Origin of the sequence: Mycobacterium sp. HUMS_12744610, from assembly GCF_041206865.1 — a bacterium.
Classification (GTDB): Bacteria; Actinomycetota; Actinomycetes; order Mycobacteriales; family Mycobacteriaceae; genus Mycobacterium; species Mycobacterium servetii.
Genome location: NZ_JBGEDP010000001.1, coordinates 3,311,386 through 3,328,496, shown reverse-complemented (window position 1 = coordinate 3,328,496; position 17,111 = coordinate 3,311,386). Strand labels below are relative to the sequence as shown.

Sequence of the window (17,111 nt, the reverse complement as noted above, 5' to 3'; positions counted from 1 at the left end):
AATGGTAGGAATTTGGGTTGTGACCGTTGATCGTGGGGAGGCCGGGGTTCCCGACAACCCGGGCGACGACGTCGTCGAGGTCGTCAGCAGGTTGATCCGGTTCGACACCACCAACACCGGTGAACTGGAGACGACGCGCGGCGAGGCCGAGTGCGCCCGCTGGGTCGCCGAGCAGCTTGCGGAGGTGGGCTACCGGATCGAGTACGTCGAGTCCGGCGCGCCCGGCCGGGGCAATGTGTTCGCCCGCCTCGAGGGCGCCGACAACGCCCGCGGCGCCCTGCTGATCCACGGGCATCTCGACGTGGTGCCCGCCGAGCCGTCCGAATGGAGCGTGCACCCGTTCTCCGGCGCCGTCGAGGACGGCTATGTCTGGGGCCGCGGCGCGGTCGACATGAAGGACGTGGTCGGCATGATGATCGTGGTCGCCCGCCAGTTGAAGCGGGCGGGTGTCGTGCCGCCGCGCGAGCTGGTGTTCGCCTTCGTCGCAGACGAGGAGCACGGCGGTCACTACGGGGCGCACTGGCTGGTCGACAACCGTCCCGACCTGTTCGAGGGCGTCACCGAGGCGATCGGCGAGGTGGGCGGCTTCTCGTTGACCGTGCCGCGCCGCGACGGCGGCGAACGCCGGCTCTACTTGATCGAGACGGCCGAGAAGGGCCTGTCGTGGATGAGGCTGACCGCCCGGGGCCCGGCGGGACACGGTTCGATGGTGCACGACAAGAATGCCGTCACCGCCGTCGCCGAGGCAGTCGCCCGGCTGGGTCGGCACCGGTTCCCGGCGGTGATGACCGACGCCGTCGCGCAGTTCCTGGCCGCCGTGCGCGAGGAGACCGGCATCGCGTTCGACGCGGACTCACCGGATTTGGAGGGAACGATCGAGAAGCTGGGCCCGATGGCCCGCATGCTCAACGCGGTGCTGCGCGACACCGCCAACCCGACGATGCTCAAGGCGGGCTACAAGGCCAACGTCATTCCGGCCACCGCCGAAGCGGTGGTCGACTGCCGCATCCTGCCGGGCCGCAAGGCGGCGTTCGAGGCCGAGGTCGACGAGCTGATCGGCCCGGACGTGACGCGGGAATGGATCCGGGACCTGCCGTCCTACGAGACCACGTTCGACGGTGAACTGGTCGACGCGATGAACGCTGCGGTGCTGGCGCTCGACCCGGACGGCCGGACGGTACCCTACATGCTCTCCGGCGGAACTGACGCGAAAGCCTTTGCGCGCCTGGGTATTCGCTGCTTCGGCTTCAGCCCGCTGCGGCTGCCGCCGGACCTGGATTTCGCCGCGCTGTTCCACGGTGTGGACGAGCGGGTACCCGTCGACTCGTTGAGGTTCGGCACCGAGGTGCTGGCACATTTCCTGACCCATTGTTAGCCGAGTTAGCCCGAAACATCACGTCACGAGAGGAACGCCCCATGAGCTCGCCGCCCGACCCGTACGATGCGTTGCCCAAGCTGCCGACGTTCACCCTGACGTCCGACTCGATCACCGACGGCGAACCGCTGGCCACACCGCAGATCAGCGGGATCATGGGAGCGGGTGGTGAGGACGTCAGCCCGCAGCTGAGCTGGTCGGGGTTCCCCGAGGGGACCCGCAGCTTCGCGGTCACCTGCTACGACCCCGACGCCCCCACGCTGTCGGGGTTCTGGCACTGGGCGGTGGCCAACCTGCCCGCCGACGTCACCGAGTTGCCCGAGGACGCCGGCGCCGGCGGTGAACTCCCGGGTGGCGCGGTGACCCTGGTCAACGACGCGGGCATGCGCCGCTACGTCGGCGCGGCGCCGCCGCCGGGCCACGGCGTGCACCGGTATTACTTCGCGGTCCATGCCGTCGACGTCGACAAGCTGGACCTCACCGAGGACGCCAGCCCCGCCTTCCTCGGGTTCAACCTCTTCCAGCACGCGATCGCACGGGCCTACATCTACGGCACCTACGAACAGCGTTAGGGCGGCCCGGTCGGATCCCGTCGGGGTTGCGCGCGCGTGGGTTGCCGGGCGAACGCCCGGTCGGCGCCGACAATCCCATCCCGTTCGGGCCCATCCCGTTCGGGCGGTGCATCACCTCCGCGAGGCGATTGGGTAGCCTGGCTGCTGGCGGACGCTAACGTCGTCGATGCCGCAACCCCATCGTGATGAGCCAGGAAGGCCATTGATGTTTGCACTCGTCATCGAGTTGAAGGTCCGTGACCGCCACAGCCGGGCGCCGCACACGCGGCGCTTGGACGCGGTCGCCGCGACCGCCCGTTACGAGCGCGCCACCGTCGGCGTCCAACCGCGGCCCGTTCGGCGACACCCGCTCGTGGCCCCTCCGAGGGGGGCCCTGCCGTCGCGAGGCGATCGCCCGTCGAGGAACAGCGTCGGCAGACCCACGCCGCGACGGCCTCGGTCCGCGAGCGGTGCGGCCAACCGATCACCGCTCATGGGGCACCGTGGCAGAGCCTGAAGCCACCATCGCCGACCTCGTTTACCAGTACCGAGTCGAACGCGACTGGTCGCGTGAGCGGCTCGCCGAGGAGATGCGCAAACCCAGTAGCTGGCTGTCGCAGGTCGAACGTGGCGAAGTCGTCCTGACCGACGTCACCGTGCTCGACAGGTTCGCGAAGCTGTTGGGTGCCCCGCTCGGCGAGTTCATCCAAGCGGCGCTCGGGGGCGGCCCGCGTGTGCACGGAATAATCGTCGACGAATCTCAACGGAGCAATGCGGACGAAGGGCCGGACGCTCTACACGAATCGATTAAATACGAGTTGCAACGGTACGGCGTAAGCGATGTCCTGACTCTCTACGCCAATGATGACCTGGGTGAGTTGATGGATAGCTGCTCGCCCGCAGACGAGGTAATTCTCATCCGCTCTGGCCGGGAGTTGATACCGTCGGTGGTGCGGCTCTTGACGTTGAGGTCGGTTCGCTTGCCCTCCCATTTCATCGTGTGGGATCCCAACGACAACGGCCGCATAGCCGCCGCCCGTCTCGCGTGTGGGGATGTGCTGCAGATAAATTGCAGCGATCCCCGTGATTTCGACTGCGAACTCCGGAAATTGAGTAGCACGAGGAATCTTCACCAATACACGGTTGATGAACTCGTGGCCAACGATGCGGTCCGCGTCGGGGGCTCGTTCGCAAAGTCGGGTGTGCAGAAATATTTTCGTAAGCAAGCCGAAGGCCGCGGTTCGGTGAAGTTGGGTGACGAGAAGCGTTTCTATGGGCGACTTCCGGAACCGCTTCGCCGCCATTATCCCAAGTTATTGTTTTCCCACGAAGAGGGCGATGCCGTTTGTATCGGGCTCGACTATGTCGGTTACCCCAATCTCCGTGATTTATTGCTGAATCTTCGTATCACACCCGAGCGGGCGGCGTCCGTACTCAGAAAGGTTCTCGATTATGAATACAACGAGGTGTATCTCGGACATTTGACGGAGACACCCTCGACCTATGTGCAGGATTATCATTTCAGTCGTGTCTGGAATCGTCTCGGGGTTACTATCGACCTGGACCCAGGATTTGCTCCGCTGATAGAGAGTCGTTGCCTGCAGGTCAACGGACGTGTTATTCCTAACATCCCGGCGATGCTGTTTGAGCTGGAGCGGAGCGGTCGTGCGGTGGCGGAATTGGCGCCCCCCGGGGTGTCGCCCTACATTCATGGCGATTTGCATCTGGAGAACATCTTGTACGACCAGGAGTCGGACAAGTTCTGGTTGGTTGATCCGCGTGGCTATCCCGCGTGCGATATTTACTATGACATCGGGAAGTTGGCCCATAGTTACAACGGAATGTACGACTTGCTGCACGAGGGCCGACATGAGGTAAGGCATCGTGTCGTGAACGACACCGTCGTGGTCGACCTGGGCTTCAGATCGCCGTATCTCGTCGGACTGTACCGGCGGTTGAAGGACTCCATGCAGGGCGTCGTCGAAGAAGTTCTGGGCGCCGATTTTGACGAAATGGATCTGAAGATCAACTTCAACGAGGCCATGCATTTCTGTTCTGACATGCCATTTCACATAAATGCCGAGGCCTCGCCGAATGTCGCCGTGGCCATATACGCGACGGGCGCGTTGCTTCTGGCGGACGTCCTCGGAAAACTGTCGATTGACCTGCCGTTCTCAAGCCAATTCCAGCACCGCGGATTGAGCCGCATGAATGACGTCAATCACGATGCGTGGCGACTCGAGGGATAGCAGACATGCACGATGTCCACGCGCGTCTCGTCGCCTTCGACGTCGACGGCACGTTGCTGGATTCGGAAAATCCTGTTTCCGATGTCACCGCAGCGTCCCTTCGGAAACTGCAGAAGCGAGGACTCCAGATAGTTCTCGTCAGCTCGAGACCGATTGCCTCACTGGAACTTCTTGCGCGTGGTTTGGGGTTGGATGCGCACTTGATAGCGTATAACGGCGCCCTGGCCAGAACCGCGTCCGGCCGGCAGCTGACCGCTGAGAGTTTCGGAGTCGACGGGCGTCTGATTGACGTCCTCCGCACATTTTCGAATATGGGCGGCGCGGTGAACCTCTATGTGAGTGACGGATTGCACTGGATGGCGTTCGGGCAATCCACCCTCATCGAAGTCGAAGAGCGGGCGACAGGTTTGACGGCCGACTCCCGACTCCCCTCGGATGCGCTGCAGGATACGGTCGGTATTTCAGTTTTGAAAGTTATGTGCCGGGGGAACGAATCGGCCTGCAGACGGCTACTCGGCGATATGGAAGCATTTCCCGACCTGGACGCCGTGGCGAGCGGCTTGGATTGCTGTGACATCCAGGCCAAGGGCGTCGGGAAGGCTGATGCAATGACGGTACTGTGCCGGCATCTCGGCATAGCGCCGGGCGACGTCGTGGCCTTCGGCGACAGTGATTCCGACGCGCCGATGCTGTGCATGGTCGGCTACGGGGTCGCGGTGGGGGCCGCGACCGCCCGTGCGAGAACGGCGGCGCGCGAGCACATCGACGGCCCGGGCTCGAACGCCCTTGCCGGGTGGTTGGACAGGATCGTGACGTCCGACTGATGTGGGACGAACGATGGCGACGGTGGGCGCGATGAAATTCGGGTCCAGCTGAGATGGCGACGTCTCGTCGCACCGACGTGCTGATCCTCGGGGCGGGTGGCCGCGTCGGGGAAGCGTTGGGCCGGCTGCTCCCCGGATACGGCTTGTCGATCAGCAGTGCGTCGCGCCACCCGCCGGTGGCGAACGTTCACGGCGTCGACGTCCGCTCCGCCGGGGACGTCGTCGAGTGTGTCGAAGCCGTGCGGCCCCGGGTCGTGATCTACGCTGCGGGTTTGTCCGACCCGGATCGGTGCGAGCGGGATCCGTCGGCCTCCTACGACGTCAACGTGCGGGGCGTGCGCCATGCGGCCGCCGCGGCGTCGCGTATCGGCGGTCGCATCATCTACTATTCGTCCGACTACGTATTCGGGGCGCCCGGGTCTTACCGTGAGGACGCCCAGGTGTCGCCCCAGCAGGTTTATGGACGTCACAAGGTTGAGGCGGAGCAGTTTCTCCTCGACGACGGCGACCATGTCGTGCTGCGGCTTCCTCTGCTGTTCGGGAGTAGAGATTTTGTTGCTGAAGCCGTCAACGCGACGGTGAAGGGCCTACCTCTTCGATGCGACGAGCGCCGACGGTTTCCGATTCCGCTGGACCATGTTGTTCAGGTCACCGCCATGACCATCGCGACGCATGTCCGGCGCGGCGTATATCACGCCGTCGGCGTCGACGGGCTGACGAAGTTGGAGTGGGCAAACTACATCGCCGGGCTGCTCGGCAAACGCGCGCCGGCTGTGGCGGTGGCAACCGAGAGGTCATGCGCACGGCGACCGGTGGATGTTGAGCTCTCGACACGCCATCCAGAAATGCGCGCTGCCGCCGGAACGGTGTGGTCGGCCACCCGGGTGCGGGTCGCCGAACTGACAGCCTGATCGAACGTGCGCCGCAACACCCGCCGCGAGAACCACATCGGGGGCCGGGCACACGCACTCTCGCGCCGGCGGATCGCCGACGGCCGGTTCACGCCGCCGGGCCCTCCCGCCTGGCCGCCGAGCCGACGGCATCGGCCAGGCAGGCGAACCCTCCCTCGTGTAGCCGGTGGGCGATGCCATCGTGAATGTGCTTGGCCCATAGCGGGCCGTCGTAGATGAAACCGGTGTAGCCCTGCAGCAGCGAGGCCCCGGCGGTGATGCGTTCCCACGCGTCGTCGGCGGTCTCGATGCCCCCGACGCTGATCAGCACCAGTCGGTCGCCGACCCGCGCGTGGAGCCGGCGCAGCACCTCGACGGCGCGGCGCGCCACCGGTGGTCCCGAGATGCCACCCGGGCCCAGCCGGTCGACGCCGGGGGTGCTCAGTCCGGTGCGCGACACGGTGGTGTTGGTGGCGACGATTCCGGCCAGGCCCAACTCGATGGCCAGGTCCGCGATGTCGTCGACGTCGGAATCGGACAGGTCCGGGGCGATCTTCACCAGCACCGGGGTCGAGGACCCCGGGGCTGTCGAAACTTCCGCAAGGACGGCCGCCAGGATGGGCCGCAGCGACTCGACGGCCTGCAGGTCGCGCAGTCCGGGCGTGTTCGGCGAGCTCACGTTGACCACCAGGTACGACGCGAGGGGGCCGACCAGGCGGGCGCTGGCCCGGTAGTCGTCGACGGCGTCGGCGGCCGGGGTCGTCTTCGTCTTGCCGATGTTCACCCCGATCGGCACCGCGGCACGGTGCTGGGCCAGCCGGACCGCGAGCGTGCCCGCGCCGAGGTTGTTGAAGCCCATCCGGTTCAGCAGGGCCCGGTCGGCGGGCAGCCGGAACATGCGGGGGGCCGGGTTGCCCGGCTGCGGGCGTGCGGTGACGGTGCCGACCTCGGCGTACCCGAACCCGAGGGCGCCCCACGTGCGCAGCCCCGTGCCGTCCTTGTCGAAACCGGCGGCCAGCCCCAGCGGACCCGGGAACCGCACCCCGAACACGGTGCTGGCCAGCACCGGATCGGAGGGAGCCAACAGCCGGTGCAGCGCCCGGCGCACCGGGGCGACGGCCGCCGCGCCGCGCAGCAAGGCGAAGACCAGCATGTGGATACGCTCGGGCGGAACGGCGAACAGCAGCCGGCGCACCAGACCGTATATGCGATGGGCGGATTCGTGCCGCTCGACGGCCGTCACAGTTCCGGCTGGTCGGGCCGGCGCCCGGTGGCGTCGGCCCTGTCCAAGCGAGTCTTCTTGCGGCGCAACAACACCCGTCGGCTGCCGTCGGTGTAGAGCCGCACGCGGGTCAGCTCCCAGCCGCGGTATTCGGCCTCGATCGACAGGCGGGTGGACGCGCTGATCCGGGTGACGTCCGGGGGCAGGCGCAACGGCGCCCACTCGTATTCGTCGGACATCTCGGTGTCCCAGCCCGCGGGCAACGCCGCTCGGCGCGGCGCGCTCAACGCCCGCCCGCCGCGTGCTCGATGACCTGGACCCCCGCACCTGACCCCGACACCACGTACAGGGTGCCTGACGCTTCGTCAAAGGCCAGCGAGTTCGGTTGCTGCACGGTTGGGTAATGCACCCTTTCGACGGGAATTCCGGTGGACAGATCGTAACCAACCACCGTATTCGATTCGGTCCGGGATACCCAGGCCAACTCGCGGGAACCGGCCAGGCCGTAGGGGGACTGCCGCACCGGGTAGGCCTGGTGCAGCATCAGCGGGTTGACGCTGTACACCAGCAGCTGGCCGCCGCGGGTGTCGGCGGCCAGCACCACGCCCAGCGGGTCGGCGGCCAGGGTGGTCGCGCCCTCGCCTGCCCGCAGCGCCTGCTGGGCGCGGCCGTCGGCGCCGATCGCCGTCACCGAGGTCTGTCCCCGGTCCAGCACCACCGTGGTATCGCCTTGGGCGACAAGGGCATCCACGCGCGCGAAGATCTTGCTCCGACTGGCGACGGTCGCGGTGCCGTCGCGGTCCGGGGTGGTGGCGCCGAGGATGTAGACCGCGCCGTCAGCGCTGCCGAGCACCAGCTTGCCATCGGCGCGTTGGGCGATCGCGGTGAACTGGGTCTGCTCGGCCCCGGCGACCCGCGCGTGGGCCGTGTGGCCGGTGGCCACGTCGACCACGAAGTACCCGCCGTCGGTAGGCAGGTAGACCGTGCCGTGGCCGTCGCCGGTCAGCGCCGCCGCCGGACCCGGCAGAGTGACGAGACGCGGCGCGCCCCGCGGATCGCCGAACGCGGTCAGCGCGGACGGGGCCGCCGCGTCGGGGCCGGGTGTCAGGACCACCAACTGGTGGGTGGCCGCGTCGAAAACCGCCGCCGTGGCGTGTCCGGCCAGTGGCCGTACCGAACCGGCCGGCTCCTGCGACGGCGGCGGCGACACGGCCGGCCGGGCCGGTTCGATCGTGGGTGGAGGGGCCTCGAGCGGATTCGAGGAGCACGCCGTGAGCAGCGTCAGCAACCCCAGCAATGTGGCAACGCGCCGCTGAACAGGTCGCTCACCGGATTTCTGTCGTGACGGCAACGGGCAACCTCGGGTCGGATAACGGAAAGGTCAATTCTAAGGAACGGTTTCGTATCCGATACGGCCATGTAGGCGACACCGGGCCGTACCGGAGAGGTATGTTCCCCACATGACCGTCACCGTTGACCGGCATGTCGTAGACGACCATTTCGCGGTCGAGGACATGTTGACGGGGATTTTCGCCAGTGGCTACGGGCGGGTCGGAGACGGGCGTAGTTTCTCCTTCCGCATCGAGCACGGATCGCTCGTCGTCGAGGTGTACCGGCCGCGCCTGGCCGGGCCGGTTCCGCAGGCCGAAGAGGTGGTCGCCACCGCGGTCCGCGGCCTGGTCGACATCGACCTCACCGACGAGCGCAGCCTGACCGCGGCGGTGCGCGACTCGGTCGCGCACGCAGTGCCCGTCTCACGCTAGTCAGGTCGGTCGGCAGCCCTGGGCACCAGGTACCGTCGTCGTCGTGACTGCGGTTTCGACGACGGCTCGGCTCCCTGGCGTCGTCTCGGCTGCGCTGGCCGCGGCATGACCGTGATGTTGGTGCGGCACGGCCGGTCCGCCGCAAACACCGCGGGCGTCCTCGCGGGCCGGTCCGAGGGCGTCGATCTCGACGACAGGGGACGCGAACAGGCGGCCGGCCTGATCGACCGGATCGGCGACCTGCCGATCCGCGCGGTCGTCTGCTCCCCCTTCTGCGCTGCCGGCGCACCGTCGAACCGCTCGCAGAGTCCCTGTGCCTCGAGCCGCAGGTCGACGACCGGCTCGCCGAAGTGGACTACGGGGAATGGACGGGTCGCAAGCTGGGCGACTTGGCGGGCGAGTCGCTGTGGAAGGTGGTCCAGGCCCACCCCAGCGCGGCGGTGTTCCCCGGCGGCGAGGGGCTGGCGCAGGTCCAGGCCCGCGCGGTGGCCGCCGTACGCGAACACGACCGCCGGCTGGCCGAGCAACACGGGGCCGACGCGCTGTGGGTGGCGTGCACCCACGGTGATGTCATCAAGGCGGTGATCGCCGACGCCTACGGCATCCATCTCGACGGCTTCCAGCGCGTCACCGCCGACCCGATCTCGGTCAGCGTCATCCGCTACACCGAGCTGCGGCCGTTCGTGCTGCACGTCAACCACACCGGTGCGCGGCTATCGGCCGCGTTGCGGGCGGCGCCCACCCCCAAGGACGACGCCCGGGAGGAGCCGGGACAGGCGCAGGAACAATCGTCCGGGGCGGTGCCGGCCGGCGACGCGGTGGTCGGCGGCTCGACCGACTGATTTCGCCGCCGCGCGACGATCGGGTCCCCCATCGGATCGCACGGCGACGGCAACAGCCGGTATTTTGGAAGTGCCATGCCCCGCGCAATTCACGTCTTCCGCACCCCCGACCGATTCGTGGCCGGGACCGTCGGCCAGCCCGGCAATCGCACGTTCTACATCCAGGCCGTGCACGATGCGCGGGTGGTGTCCGTGATGTTGGAGAAGCAACAGGTTGCGGTGCTGGCCGAACGCATCGGTGCGCTGCTGCTCGAGGTGAACCGCAGGTTCGGTACGCCCGTGCCGCCGGAGCCCTCCGAGATCGACGACCTCAGCCCGCTGGTCACGCCCGTCGACGCGGAGTTCCGGGTCGGCACGATGGGGCTGGGCTGGGATTCGGAGGCCCAGACGGTGGTGGTCGAACTGCTGGCGGTCACCGACGGCGAGTTCGACGCCTCGGTGGTGCTCGACGACACCGAGGAGGGCCCCGACGCCGTACGGGTGTTCCTGACGCCGGAGTCGGCGCGCCAGTTCGCCAGCCGCTCCAACCGCGTCATCTCCGCGGGACGCCCGCCCTGCCCGTTGTGCGAGGAACCGCTGGACCCTGACGGTCACATCTGCGCGCGCACGAACGGCTACCGGCGCGGCGCGCTGCTCGGGCCCGGCGATGACGTCGACGAATGACCGGCGAGAGGTGCTGCGCGACGGCGAGCTGACGATGCTCGGACGGATCCGCTCGGCCAGCAACGCCACCTTCCTGTGCGAGGCGAGCCTGGGCCGCTCGACCGTGCACTGCGTCTACAAGCCCGTCTCGGGGGAGCAGCCGCTGTGGGATTTTCCCGACGGGACCCTGGCCGGCCGGGAGGTCGGCACCTACCTGGTGTCGGTGCAGCTGGGTTGGGACATCGTGCCCTACACCGTGATTCGTGACGGGCCCGCCGGCCCGGGCATGGTGCAGCTGTGGGTGCAGCAACCCGGCGACGCGGTCGGCGCCGATCCCCGGCCGGGACCGGACCTGATCGATTTGTTTCCCGCCGGCAAGCCGCAGCCGGGTTATCTGCCGGTGCTGCGGGCCTACGACTACGCCGGCGACGAGGTCGTCCTGATGCACGCCGACGACCTTCGGCTACGGCGGATCGCGGTCTTCGACATCCTGGTCAACAACGCCGATCGCAAGGGCGGTCATGTCCTGTCCGGGATCGACGGGCGGGTCTACGGGGTCGACCACGGTGTCTGCCTGCACGTCGAGAACAAACTGCGCACGGTGTTGTGGGGCTGGGCCGGCAAGCCGATCGACGACGCGACGTGCGAGGCGGTCGCCGGCCTCGTCGACGCCCTGCGCGGTTCGTTGTGCGACGAATTGGCCGGGCACGTCACCCCGGCCGAGATTCTGGCCCTGCGCGGGCGCGCCCAGGCGCTGCTGGACAAGCCGGTGATGCCCGAACCCAACCGGCACCGCCCCATTCCGTGGCCGGCCTTCTGACGCGGACTCCGACGCCGGCTCCGGCGTCGGCGATACTGGGACGGTGAGCCCCGGCGCGGATGAGATGACCGATGCCGCACTGGCCGCCGATCTCGCCGCCGACGCCGGGGAGTTGCTGCTCAAGGTGCGCGAGGAGATCGGCTTCGGTCATCCGTGGATGCTCGGCGACGCGGGCGACCGGCTGGCCAACGACCTGTTGCTGCGGCGGCTGCGCGCCGAGCGTCCGGGCGACGCGGTGCTCAGCGAGGAAGCCCACGACGACCTGGTCCGGCTGCAGCGCGACCGGGTGTGGATCGTCGACCCGCTCGACGGCACCCGGGAGTTCTCCACCCCCGGCCGCGACGACTGGGCGGTCCACGTCGCGTTGTGGCAGCGGCCCACCGACGGCCAGCGCGAGATCACCGACGCCGCAGTGGCATTGCCGGCCCGCGGCAACACGGTGTACCGGAGCGACACGGTGACCGCCGACGCCGCGCGCGTCGGCGTCACCGGCACCATCCGGATCGCGGTCAGCGCCACCAGGCCGCCCGCGGTGCTCTACCGCATCCACCAGATGCTGCCCATCCAGCCCGTGGCGATCGGTTCGGCGGGCGCCAAGGCGATGGCCGTGATCGACGGCGAGGTCGACGCCTACGTGCACGCCGGCGGGCAATGGGAGTGGGACTCGGCGGCGCCGGCCGGGGTGTTGATGGCCGCCGGCATGCACGCGTCGCGCCTCGACGGTTCCCCGCTGCGCTACAACCAGTACGACCCCTACCTGCCCGACTTCGTGATGTGCCGTGCCGAGCTGGCGCCGATTCTGCTCGGAGCGATACGCGACGCCTACCGGTGACCAGCGGCCACGCCGAGGCTGCACGTCTCCTCGGCGGCCGACTACATGTAGGGGTACCACTGCCGCAATAGCAGGTTCAAGTCGCCGATGAGCGGCTGGACGGGCAACAGTCTCCCGTCGAACATCAACGAGAGCGCGGTGATTTGGGGGGACCCGGTGCCGTTCACGGGAAGGAACCCGCCGATCGAACCCCCTGCGTACCAGGACGGACCGAGCCCGTTCAACACGGCGGAGAACGCACCGGAGAGTTCATTGAGGGATCCGTATCCGGTGGCCGAAATCGATGAGCCGCTTCCAGCGAAGTCTCCCGACAATATGCCGTTGAGCGCAGAGAAGTTCTCGTTCCCGTTGCCTGAGAACACATTTACTAAACCGTGCGGACCGTTGAAGCTAAGGCTTCCCTGAATTATTCCGGAAAATCCACTGTTCGTGAGGGTGAGCGTCTGATTCGCTGTTATCGTGAACGGGCCGAACGGGATGTTGAAGGTCTGCTCGTTAAGGCCGATGACGGCGAGCGCGGCCGGTGTCGAGGTCCCGTTGATCGAATTCGCGACAGTTTCAGCATTAGTAAACTCGGCATTCAGATACTGTGCCGCCCCGTGGCTCAATAGGCTAACAAATTGATCATGAAAAGCCGCCGCCCTGGTGCTTAGGGCCTGGAATTCTTGCGCGTGCGCACCAAAAAGGGATGTGACTGCCCTCGACACCTCATCAGAGGCCGGCGCCGCGATCGCGGTTGTTCTGCTCGCCGCCGCCACCGTCGCGCTGCGCAGGGCAGCGTTGAGGTCCTCCAATTTTGCGGCTGCTCCCGATATGGCGTCCGGCTCGATGCTCAACACCGACATGGCTTTCTCCCCTCTCGGAAAGGCGGCCCGCGAAGACGGGCCGGTAAATATTGTCGCGAATCAAATCCTAACAAGATATTCGCGTTATTGGCCGTCTGAATTTTTCGACCGCTTTTCTAGCTCGAAAACCAATGGGGGAGTCGTTGGTCCTGGTTCGGTATCGCTGACTCAACAATGCACTGCGAATTCGCGTTCTAATCGTGCAGAATTGCGCGGTGAGGACGCGCGACACGACTTTCGGTTTGTAGGGGGTGTCCATGCGGCCCGTTCCGGGCCGCATCGTCGCCGCGCTGGGTTGGATTGCGCGCCTACTCAGCGGCCCGTTCCGGGCCGCATCGTCGCCGCGCCTAAAGTCGGGGGCATGCAGTCGTGGAGTTCTCCCGGGGTTCCGGAGTTGCCCGGACGCGGCCCGGAGCTGCGGCTCTATGACACCTCCGACCGTCAGGTCCGCCCGGTGACGGTCGGCACCGGCCCGGGCGCGGTCGCCGGCATGTACGTCTGCGGGATCACGCCGTATGACGCGACCCACCTGGGGCACGCCGCCACCTACCTGACGTTCGACCTCGTGCACCGGTATTGGCTGGACGCCGGTCACGACGTCCGCTACGTGCAGAACGTCACCGACGTCGACGACCCATTGTTCGAGCGCGCCGACCGCGACGGCATCGACTGGCGAGAGCTCGGCGACCGCGAGGTGGCCCTGTTCCGCGAGGACATGGCCGCGCTGCGCGTCCTGCCGCCCCACGACTACGTCGGCGCCACCGAGGCGATCGCCGAGGTCGTCGAACTCGTCGAGAAAATGGTCGCCGCCGGGGCGGCCTACACCGTCGAGGACGAGTACCCCGACGTCTACTACCGCGCGGATGCCACCCTGCAGTTCGGCTACGAGTCCGGCTACGACCGCGAGACCATGCTGCGGCTGTTCGCCGAGCGTGGCGGCGACCCGGATCGGCCGGGTAAGTCCGACGCGCTCGACGCCGTGCTGTGGCGGGCCGCGCGGCCCGGGGAGCCCAGCTGGCCGTCACCGTTCGGGGCCGGCCGGCCCGGCTGGCACGTCGAATGCGCGGCGATCGCGCTCAGCCGCCTCGGCAGCGGACTGGACATCCAGGGCGGTGGCAGCGACCTGATCTTCCCGCATCACGAGTTCACCGCCGCCCACGCCGAATGCGTCGGGGGCGAGCGGCGTTTCGCGCGCCACTACGTGCACGCCGGGATGATCGGCTGGGACGGCCACAAGATGTCCAAGAGCCGCGGCAACCTGGTCCTGGTCTCGGCGCTGCGCGCGCGGGGCGTCGAGCCGGCGGCCGTCCGGCTCGGCCTGCTCGCCGGGCACTACCGCGCCGACCGGTTCTGGAGCGAGCAGGTGCTCGCCGAGGCGACGGCGCGGCTGCGGCGCTGGCGCACCGCCGCGGCGCTGCCGGCGGGCCCGGACGCCGCCGACGTCCTCGCCCGGCTGCGGCGCTACCTGGCCGACGACCTGGACACCCCCAAAGCCCTTGCTGCCCTTGACGGTTGGGTCACCGACGCGCTCGAATACGGCGGCCACGACACCGCCGCGCCCCGGCTGGTCGCGACCGCGGTCGATGCGCTGCTCGGGGTGGACCTCTAGGCGGCGCGGCGGTACCTTTTCGGCCATGACATCGCTGCAGGGCAAAGTCGTCTTCATCACCGGTGGCGCCCGGGGGATCGGGGCCGAGACCGCCCGCCGGCTGCGCGACAAGGGCGCCAAACTCGTGCTGACCGACCTGGACAAGGTCGAGCTCGACACCTTGGCCACTGAGCTCGGCGAGGACGTGGTGCTGACCGCGGTCGCCGACGTGCGCGATCTGCCCGCCATGCAGGCGGCGGCAGCGAAGGCCGTCGAACGCTTCGGCGGCATCGACGTCGTCGTGGCCAACGCCGGCATCGCCAGCTACGGATCGGTGCTGCAGGTCGATCCCGAGGCGTTCAAGCGGGTGCTGGACGTCAACGTGCTGGGCGTTTTCCACACCGTGCGCGCCACCCTGCCGTCGGTGATCGACCGTCGTGGCTACGTGCTCGTCGTCTCGTCGCTGGCGGCATACGCCGCAGCCCCGGGGCTGGCGCCCTACAACGCGTCGAAGGCCGGCGTCGAGATCCTGGCCGACGCGCTGCGCCTGGAGCTGGCCCACCGGGGCGTCGGGGTGGGCTCCTCGCACATGTCCTGGATCGACACCGCGCTGGTCCGCGACACCAAGACTGACCTGCCCTCCTTCGCCGAGCTGCTCGCCAAGCTGCCGTGGCCGCTGAACAAGACGACCACCGTCGACAAGTGCGCCGACGCCCTGGTGAAGGGCATCGAGGGCCGCCGGGACCACGTCTACTGCCCGCCCTGGGTCGGCGCGTTCCGCTGGCTCAAACCGGTGCTGTCCACCCCGGTCGGGGCACTGCCCATCCGCAGGACCACCGCCGAGTTGCTGCCGCGGATGGACGCCGAGGTCGCCGCGCTCGGCCGCTCCACGAGCGCCTACAACGAGGATTTGCAGAAGCCCGGGGCCTGACCCGTCCGCGCCCGGCGTCAGGACAGGTCGCGAAAGATGAGCGCGAAGCCGACCACGGCGATGAGCGCCGCGGCGCCGTACCCGATGGCCGACCACCAGCCCGCGTGCAGGTACGCGGTGGCCGCGACGACGGCGATGGCCAAAAAGACCATGGCCATTCCGTACAGCGGGGGTGTGGCGGCGTAGCGGTTGCGAATGGCGGTTCACTCCTGCGGGCGGGGTTCGGCGACGGGCATCAGTCTCGCGGGTGCACCGGCGGGTTGGCAATCGGCGGCTGCGGCACCGTGCGCCGATCCGCGACGGCCATGACGCGGTGGCGCACCACGTACCACCCCACGACCAGGGCCGGGACGATCACCAGCAGCGATGCCACCGTCCACGTGCCGATCGGTGCGTCGAAGCCCATCAAAACCAGGATGGCGACCAGGAACGCCAGGGTCGCGTACCCGCTGTACGGCGTCAGCGGCATGCGGAACCGCGGGCGCTGCAGGAGCCCCGCGCGCGCCGCCCGGCGGAGCTGAAGCTGGCACAGCACGATCGTGGCCCACGACGCGATGATGCCCAGCGCTGCGACGTTGAGCACGATCTCGAACGCCTCGCCGGGGTTGAAGGCGTTCAGCGCGATCCCGAATAGGCAGATGACGGCCGTCATCGCGATGCCGCCGTAGGGCACGCCGTTGCGGGACATCCGCTTCGCGAACTTCGGGCCGCTGCCGCTCATCGCTATCGAATGCATGACGCGGCCGGTCGAGTAGAGGCCCGCGTTCAGGCTCGACAGCGCCGCGGTGAGGACCACGATGTTCATCAGGTCCCCGGCGCCGTAGAAGCCGACCTTGGAAAAGAACGTGACGAACGGGCTCTCCCCGGCCTTGTAGGCGGTGTAGGGCAGCAGCAGGGCGAGCAGGGCGACCGACCCGACGTAGAACACCGCGATGCGCGCGATCACGGAGTTGATGGCCCGCGGCATGATCTTCTCCGGTTCCGCGGTCTCCCCGGCCGCGGTGCCCACGAGTTCGACCGCGGCGTAGGCGAACACGACGCCGGAGGTGACCACCAGCAGGGGCGCCAGCCCGGTCGGGAAGAAGCCGCCATGGCCCGTCCAAAGACTCAATCCGGTGCTGCGCCCGTCGATGGAATAGCGGCCGGCGAGAAAGACGGTCCCCACGACCAGGAAGGCGATCAGCGCGAACACCTTGATCAGCGCAGCCCAGAACTCCAGCTCGCCGAACCATTCCACCGAGATCAGGTTCATGCCCAGGATGGCCGCCAGGGCGATCAGGGCCAGGAGCCATTGGGGGACGACGGCGAAAAAGCTCCACCGGTGCAGGTAGGTGGCGATCGCGGTGGTGTCCACGATCGACGTCATCGCCCAGTTCAGGAAGTACATCCACCCGACGACGTACGCGGCCTTCTCGCCGAAGAATTCCCGCGCGTAGGACACGAATGAGCCCGACGACGGGCGGTGCAGCACCAACTCGCCCAGGGCTCGCAGGATCAGGAAGACGAAGACACCGCACAACGCGTAGACGAGGAACAGCCCGGGCCCCGCTTTGGCGAGCCGCCCGCCGGCGCCGAGGAAGAGTCCGGTCCCGATCGCACCCCCGATGCCGATCATCTGCAGCTGCCGCGGCTTGAGTCCCTTGTGATAGCCGGCCTCTTCGCCGAGGGGGTCCCCGCCGGGCGCCGGACTGTCGGGATCGGGGCACGCGGCCATGCGGGTCCTATCGTCGTCGCTTA

The 17,111-nt window shown here is 68.0% G+C and carries 17 protein-coding genes and 1 pseudogene; 12 read left to right on the top strand and 6 right to left on the bottom strand.

Going from position 1 to position 17,111, the window contains the following annotated elements:
- The first annotated feature begins 1 nt into the window (after nucleotide 1).
- The 5 genes from AB8998_RS16320 (at nucleotide 2) to AB8998_RS16300 (ending at nucleotide 5,910) form a co-directional block, all read left to right on the top strand.
- Nucleotides 2-1,375: a M20/M25/M40 family metallo-hydrolase gene (locus AB8998_RS16320; protein WP_369738819.1), complete on the top strand. Its 1,374-nt coding sequence runs from the start codon at nucleotides 2-4 to the stop codon at nucleotides 1,373-1,375.
- 41 nt (nucleotides 1,376-1,416) lie between these two features.
- Nucleotides 1,417-1,947 (top strand): YbhB/YbcL family Raf kinase inhibitor-like protein, encoded by a 531-nt coding sequence (locus AB8998_RS16315; RefSeq protein ID WP_369738818.1) that lies wholly within the window; start codon nucleotides 1,417-1,419, stop codon nucleotides 1,945-1,947.
- Between the two features lie 482 nt (nucleotides 1,948-2,429).
- The gene (locus AB8998_RS16310; RefSeq protein ID WP_369738817.1) at nucleotides 2,430-4,175 is read left to right on the top strand and encodes a helix-turn-helix domain-containing protein; all 1,746 of its coding nucleotides are present in this window, start codon (nucleotides 2,430-2,432) and stop codon (nucleotides 4,173-4,175) included.
- Between the two features lie 5 nt (nucleotides 4,176-4,180).
- A complete protein-coding gene (locus AB8998_RS16305; RefSeq protein ID WP_369738816.1) occupies nucleotides 4,181-4,999 on the top strand; it encodes an HAD-IIB family hydrolase in 819 nt (272 codons plus the stop codon).
- 53 nt (nucleotides 5,000-5,052) lie between these two features.
- Nucleotides 5,053-5,910, top strand: coding sequence for an SDR family oxidoreductase (locus AB8998_RS16300; protein ID WP_369738815.1), 858 nt, complete (start codon nucleotides 5,053-5,055; stop codon nucleotides 5,908-5,910).
- Nucleotides 5,911-5,998: 88 nt separating this feature from the next.
- Here AB8998_RS16300 and AB8998_RS16295 read toward each other — a convergent pair whose 3' ends face one another.
- From AB8998_RS16295 to AB8998_RS16285, 3 genes are read right to left on the bottom strand one after another with little or no spacing between them, the layout of a single operon-like run.
- Nucleotides 5,999-7,096: a quinone-dependent dihydroorotate dehydrogenase gene (locus AB8998_RS16295; RefSeq protein WP_369741612.1), complete on the bottom strand. Its 1,098-nt coding sequence runs from the start codon at nucleotides 7,094-7,096 to the stop codon at nucleotides 5,999-6,001.
- A gap of 32 nt (nucleotides 7,097-7,128) precedes the next feature.
- On the bottom strand, nucleotides 7,129-7,398 hold the full coding sequence (locus AB8998_RS16290; RefSeq protein ID WP_369738814.1) for a DUF5703 family protein: 270 nt from the start codon (nucleotides 7,396-7,398) through the stop codon (nucleotides 7,129-7,131).
- Nucleotides 7,395-8,408 (bottom strand): YncE family protein, encoded by a 1,014-nt coding sequence (locus AB8998_RS16285; RefSeq protein ID WP_369741611.1) that lies wholly within the window; start codon nucleotides 8,406-8,408, stop codon nucleotides 7,395-7,397. The genes AB8998_RS16290 and AB8998_RS16285 overlap by 4 nt, the downstream gene beginning before the upstream one ends.
- Before the next feature lie 163 nt (nucleotides 8,409-8,571).
- On the opposite strand from AB8998_RS16285, the gene AB8998_RS16280 reads away from it, so the two are divergent.
- From AB8998_RS16280 to AB8998_RS16260, 5 genes and pseudogenes are all read left to right on the top strand, one after another.
- Nucleotides 8,572-8,874, top strand: coding sequence for a hypothetical protein (locus AB8998_RS16280; RefSeq protein WP_369738813.1), 303 nt, complete (start codon nucleotides 8,572-8,574; stop codon nucleotides 8,872-8,874).
- Nucleotides 8,875-8,979: 105 nt separating this feature from the next.
- Nucleotides 8,980-9,716 (top strand): annotated as a pseudogene (locus tag AB8998_RS16275) (histidine phosphatase family protein).
- A gap of 75 nt (nucleotides 9,717-9,791) precedes the next feature.
- Nucleotides 9,792-10,379, top strand: coding sequence for a DUF3090 domain-containing protein (locus AB8998_RS16270; RefSeq protein ID WP_369738812.1), 588 nt, complete (start codon nucleotides 9,792-9,794; stop codon nucleotides 10,377-10,379).
- Nucleotides 10,363-11,178 (top strand): SCO1664 family protein, encoded by an 816-nt coding sequence (locus AB8998_RS16265; protein ID WP_369738811.1) that lies wholly within the window; start codon nucleotides 10,363-10,365, stop codon nucleotides 11,176-11,178. Before AB8998_RS16270 ends, AB8998_RS16265 begins: the two co-directional genes overlap by 17 nt.
- A 64-nt stretch (nucleotides 11,179-11,242) precedes the next feature.
- Nucleotides 11,243-12,010, top strand: coding sequence for a 3'(2'),5'-bisphosphate nucleotidase CysQ (locus AB8998_RS16260; protein ID WP_369741610.1), 768 nt, complete (start codon nucleotides 11,243-11,245; stop codon nucleotides 12,008-12,010).
- Nucleotides 12,011-12,051: 41 nt separating this feature from the next.
- Here the strand turns inward: AB8998_RS16260 and AB8998_RS16255 are convergent, their stop codons facing one another.
- Complete coding sequence (locus tag AB8998_RS16255) at nucleotides 12,052-12,855, bottom strand: PE family protein (RefSeq protein ID WP_369738810.1); 804 nt, start codon at nucleotides 12,853-12,855, stop codon at nucleotides 12,052-12,054.
- Between the two features lie 361 nt (nucleotides 12,856-13,216).
- Here AB8998_RS16255 and mshC point away from each other — a divergent pair, with 361 nt between their 5' ends.
- Both mshC and AB8998_RS16245 read left to right on the top strand, forming a co-directional pair.
- On the top strand, nucleotides 13,217-14,464 hold the full coding sequence (gene mshC / locus AB8998_RS16250; protein ID WP_369738809.1) for a cysteine--1-D-myo-inosityl 2-amino-2-deoxy-alpha-D-glucopyranoside ligase: 1,248 nt from the start codon (nucleotides 13,217-13,219) through the stop codon (nucleotides 14,462-14,464).
- A gap of 25 nt (nucleotides 14,465-14,489) precedes the next feature.
- Nucleotides 14,490-15,374: an SDR family oxidoreductase gene (locus AB8998_RS16245; protein ID WP_369738808.1), complete on the top strand. Its 885-nt coding sequence runs from the start codon at nucleotides 14,490-14,492 to the stop codon at nucleotides 15,372-15,374.
- A gap of 17 nt (nucleotides 15,375-15,391) precedes the next feature.
- Here the strand turns inward: AB8998_RS16245 and AB8998_RS16240 are convergent, their stop codons facing one another.
- Together AB8998_RS16240 and AB8998_RS16235 are read right to left on the bottom strand one after the other, a co-directional pair.
- Entirely contained in the window at nucleotides 15,392-15,532 is a 141-nt protein-coding gene (locus tag AB8998_RS16240; protein ID WP_369738807.1) for a hypothetical protein, read from the bottom strand.
- A 77-nt stretch (nucleotides 15,533-15,609) separates the two neighbouring features.
- Nucleotides 15,610-17,088 carry an amino acid permease gene (locus tag AB8998_RS16235; protein ID WP_369738806.1) on the bottom strand — a complete coding sequence of 493 codons (1,479 nt, stop codon included), beginning with the start codon at nucleotides 17,086-17,088 and terminating at the stop codon, nucleotides 15,610-15,612.
- Nucleotides 17,089-17,111: the final 23 nt, after the last annotated feature.

Bases quoted from the DNA above. Each gene is read 5' to 3' on its own strand.
- AB8998_RS16320 (WP_369738819.1), top strand. From the start codon at position 2: ATGGTAGGAATTTGGGTTGTGACCGTTGATCGTGGGGAGGCCGGGGTT.
- AB8998_RS16315 (WP_369738818.1), top strand. From the start codon at position 1,417: ATGAGCTCGCCGCCCGACCCGTACGATGCGTTGCCCAAGCTGCCGACG.
- AB8998_RS16305 (WP_369738816.1), top strand. From the start codon at position 4,181: ATGCACGATGTCCACGCGCGTCTCGTCGCCTTCGACGTCGACGGCACG.
- AB8998_RS16300 (WP_369738815.1), top strand. From the start codon at position 5,053: ATGGCGACGTCTCGTCGCACCGACGTGCTGATCCTCGGGGCGGGTGGC.
- AB8998_RS16280 (WP_369738813.1), top strand. From the start codon at position 8,572: ATGACCGTCACCGTTGACCGGCATGTCGTAGACGACCATTTCGCGGTC.
- AB8998_RS16270 (WP_369738812.1), top strand. From the start codon at position 9,792: ATGCCCCGCGCAATTCACGTCTTCCGCACCCCCGACCGATTCGTGGCC.
- AB8998_RS16265 (WP_369738811.1), top strand. From the start codon at position 10,363: ATGACGTCGACGAATGACCGGCGAGAGGTGCTGCGCGACGGCGAGCTG.
- AB8998_RS16260 (WP_369741610.1), top strand. From the start codon at position 11,243: ATGACCGATGCCGCACTGGCCGCCGATCTCGCCGCCGACGCCGGGGAG.
- AB8998_RS16255 (WP_369738810.1), bottom strand. From the start codon at position 12,855: ATGTCGGTGTTGAGCATCGAGCCGGACGCCATATCGGGAGCAGCCGCA.
- mshC (WP_369738809.1), top strand. From the start codon at position 13,217: ATGCAGTCGTGGAGTTCTCCCGGGGTTCCGGAGTTGCCCGGACGCGGC.
- AB8998_RS16245 (WP_369738808.1), top strand. From the start codon at position 14,490: ATGACATCGCTGCAGGGCAAAGTCGTCTTCATCACCGGTGGCGCCCGG.
- AB8998_RS16240 (WP_369738807.1), bottom strand. From the start codon at position 15,532: ATGGCCATGGTCTTTTTGGCCATCGCCGTCGTCGCGGCCACCGCGTAC.
- AB8998_RS16235 (WP_369738806.1), bottom strand. From the start codon at position 17,088: ATGGCCGCGTGCCCCGATCCCGACAGTCCGGCGCCCGGCGGGGACCCC.